Genomic DNA, 2,704 nt, shown 5'->3' with positions numbered 1-2,704 from the left:
CCGCGGCGTACTGGATGCCCCGGTCAAGCCGGGGCATGACCAAGAGTGGATTTACTCCGCGGTCCAGCCACCGTCGATCGAGAGGTTGGTGCCGGTGATCTGCGCGGCATCGTCGCTGCACAGGAACAGCGCAAGTGCGGCGACCTGCTCGGAGGTGACGAACTCCTTGGTCGGCTGCGCGTCGAGCAGCACGTCGTTGATGACCTGCTCACGGGTGAGATTGCGCGCCTTCATCGTGTCGGGAATCTGCTTCTCGACCAGCGGCGTCCAGACATAGCCGGGGCTGATGCAGTTGCAGGTGATCTTGTGGGTCGCGACTTCCAGCGCCACGGTCTTGGTGAGACCGGCGATGCCGTGCTTGGCCGAGACGTAGGCCGACTTGAACGGCGAGGCGACCAGCGAATGCGCGGAAGCGGTATTGATGATGCGGCCCCAACCCTTCTTCTTCATGCCGGGCACCGCGGCGCGGATGGCATGGAAGGCCGAGGACAGGTTGATGGCGATGATCTGGTCCCATTTCTCCGGCGGGAATTCCTCGATCGGCGAGACGAACTGGATGCCGGCATTGTTGACGAGGACGTCGACCGAGCCGAAGGTCTTCTCGCCGAGCGCGATCATCCCGGCGATCTCGGCCGGCTTGGTCATGTCGGCGGGCGAGTAGATCGCCTTCACGCCGAAGTCCGACTCGATCTTCGCGCGTTCCTTCTCGATGTCCTCGGGCGAGCCGAAGCCGTTGATGACGACGTTGGCTCCGGCCGCCGCGAAGGCGCGGGCATAAGCGAGCCCGATGCCGCTGGTCGATCCGGTCACGACGGCGTTCTTGCCTGACAGACTACCCATTCTATTCGCTCCTTTTTGCCGGGGGTGCGGAGACGTCCCCCGTGAGATCGTAGGTCACCATGGTCTCGCCGGATTGCGGCTGATCGAGCCAGTCCTTGTGGCGCATCGACAGATGCACGTCGCGCACGCCGGCTTCCCAATGCTCGACCATGGCCACGTGCGAGAAATCGTAATCCTTGGACGAGGATTCGTAGTTCTTGCTGCGATAAATCAGGTGCACCACGGTGACCGTGCTCTCACGAGCTGCCTTCGCAAGGAATTCGACGGAAGGGTCGTTTTTGAGATAATCGGGCAATTTGGAAATCAGGTCGCGCACCGCCCTGCGGGCGTTGTGGATCTGCTTGTTCTTGTCGGTGTTCATCCGCGTGCGGCTGGAGAAGCGGATGTCCTTCTCGCGCTCGGTGGCCTCTAACAGCGAATTCGGCAGGTCGCCGCGGGCGCTGAACAGATCGACCTGGAAGATCAGCATGTCGCGAGCCAGCTCGGCATCGAGCACGTAATCGAGCGGCGTGTTGGAGGCGATGCCGCCGTCCCAGTAATGCTCGCCGTCGATGACGACRGACGGAAAGCCCGGCGGCAGCGCGCCGGAGGCCATGATGTGCTCGGGACCGATCTTCTTGCCGAGCTTCTTGAACTCGTAATTGTCGAAATATTTGAAGTTGCCGGAGGTGACGCCGACGGCGCCGACGGAGAAGCGCGTCTTGAGGTCGTTGATGCGGTCGAAATCGACCAGCCGCTCCAGCGTCTTCTTCAGCGGCGCCGTGTCGTAATAGCTCTCCGCCTCGGGATGGCCCGGCGGCCACATCGGCGCGGGCGGCACGCGCGGGACGAAGAAGCCGGGCACGCCGAAGGTCGCGATCAGCGCGGCGCTGGTTGAGTTGAACAGCTCGCGGCTGTGGTCACTCTTGCCGATCGGCTTCCACGGCACCGGCGCCGACACCATCTCCCAGAATTCCTTCAGCCGCTTGACGCGGGTGTGGCCCTCATTGCCGGCGATGATGGCGGCGTTGACCGCGCCGATGGAGATGCCGGCGACCCATTCGGGCTCGAAGCCATAGCCGCACAGCGCCTGATAGGCGCCGGCCTGGTACGAGCCAAGCGCGCCGCCGCCCTGCAAGACGAGGACGCGTTGCGCATTCGCGGGGACGCTGGCGGATTGCGGACTATGATCAGTCATCGGGGAACAATAGCAAATGGCGAGCCACCGTGGCGACAGTCCGCGGCGGCGTCAATGCATCCCGGGATCAAGTCTGGCTTATCGGGGATCCGTCGAGGCCAGGATCATGGTCCAGAACACCTTGTACTTGGTGTTCGGAGCATAGCCGGCCGCTATGCCCAATTTTGTGACACCGCTCTTGAGCATGTTGGCCCGGTGCGGGGGCGAGTCGCGCCAGCCGGAAAACGCTTCCGCCAGCGTATGATAGCCCGCCGAGACGTTTTCGACCGCCACGGTCGCGGGATAGCCGCCGGCACTAAGCCGCTTGGCCAGGGGCGCGCGGACGTCATGGTCCATCTTGTTGGCCGCAGCCATCGCCTGGGACTGGGATTCGGCGAGCAGCATCAGGTCGGGGTCGATCACAACGGTGCCGAGGGCGTTGTTCTGGCGGTATTGCGAGATCATCACCGCGGCCGCCTGCGCGTCGAGCTTGGCGCCCGGAACCGCCATATCGGCATACATCGACGGCTGCTGGACCGGCGCTTCGTTGCCGGCACAGCCGGCGAGCAGCAAAGTGATTGATATTGCGGCCGCAGCGCGCATGAATCGGGGCCCCCAAATGAAGGGCCGTTGTTGCATACCAACCGTGGCTGAAAGGTGAATTTTGCGGAAAATCGTACTCGTCATTCCGGGGCAGTGCGCAGCACT

The 2,704-nt window shown here is 63.4% G+C and carries 3 protein-coding genes; all 3 read right to left on the bottom strand.

Annotation, left to right across the window (positions count from 1 at the left end):
* Positions 1-51: 51 nt before the first annotated feature.
* Positions 52-840, bottom strand: coding sequence for a 3-hydroxybutyrate dehydrogenase (locus tag AC1D00_RS35505; protein WP_027544210.1), 789 nt, complete (start codon positions 838-840; stop codon positions 52-54).
* A 1-nt stretch (position 841) separates the two neighbouring features.
* On the bottom strand, positions 842-2,017 hold the full coding sequence (locus AC1D00_RS35500) for a DUF3734 domain-containing protein (protein ID WP_135176313.1): 1,176 nt from the start codon (positions 2,015-2,017) through the stop codon (positions 842-844).
* Between the two features lie 78 nt (positions 2,018-2,095).
* Positions 2,096-2,599 (bottom strand): CAP domain-containing protein, encoded by a 504-nt coding sequence (locus AC1D00_RS35495; RefSeq protein WP_027544212.1) that lies wholly within the window; start codon positions 2,597-2,599, stop codon positions 2,096-2,098.
* Positions 2,600-2,704: the final 105 nt, after the last annotated feature.

The sequence above is a fragment of the Bradyrhizobium sp. P2_E8 genome, from assembly GCF_056403875.1.
The sequence above is the reverse complement of the archived record's forward strand: the minus strand, read 5'-3'. Positions and strand labels throughout refer to the sequence as shown.

Bases quoted from the DNA above. Each gene is read 5' to 3' on its own strand.
- AC1D00_RS35495 (WP_027544212.1), bottom strand. From the start codon at position 2,599: ATGCGCGCTGCGGCCGCAATATCAATCACTTTGCTGCTCGCCGGCTGT.
- AC1D00_RS35505 (WP_027544210.1), bottom strand. From the start codon at position 840: ATGGGTAGTCTGTCAGGCAAGAACGCCGTCGTGACCGGATCGACCAGC.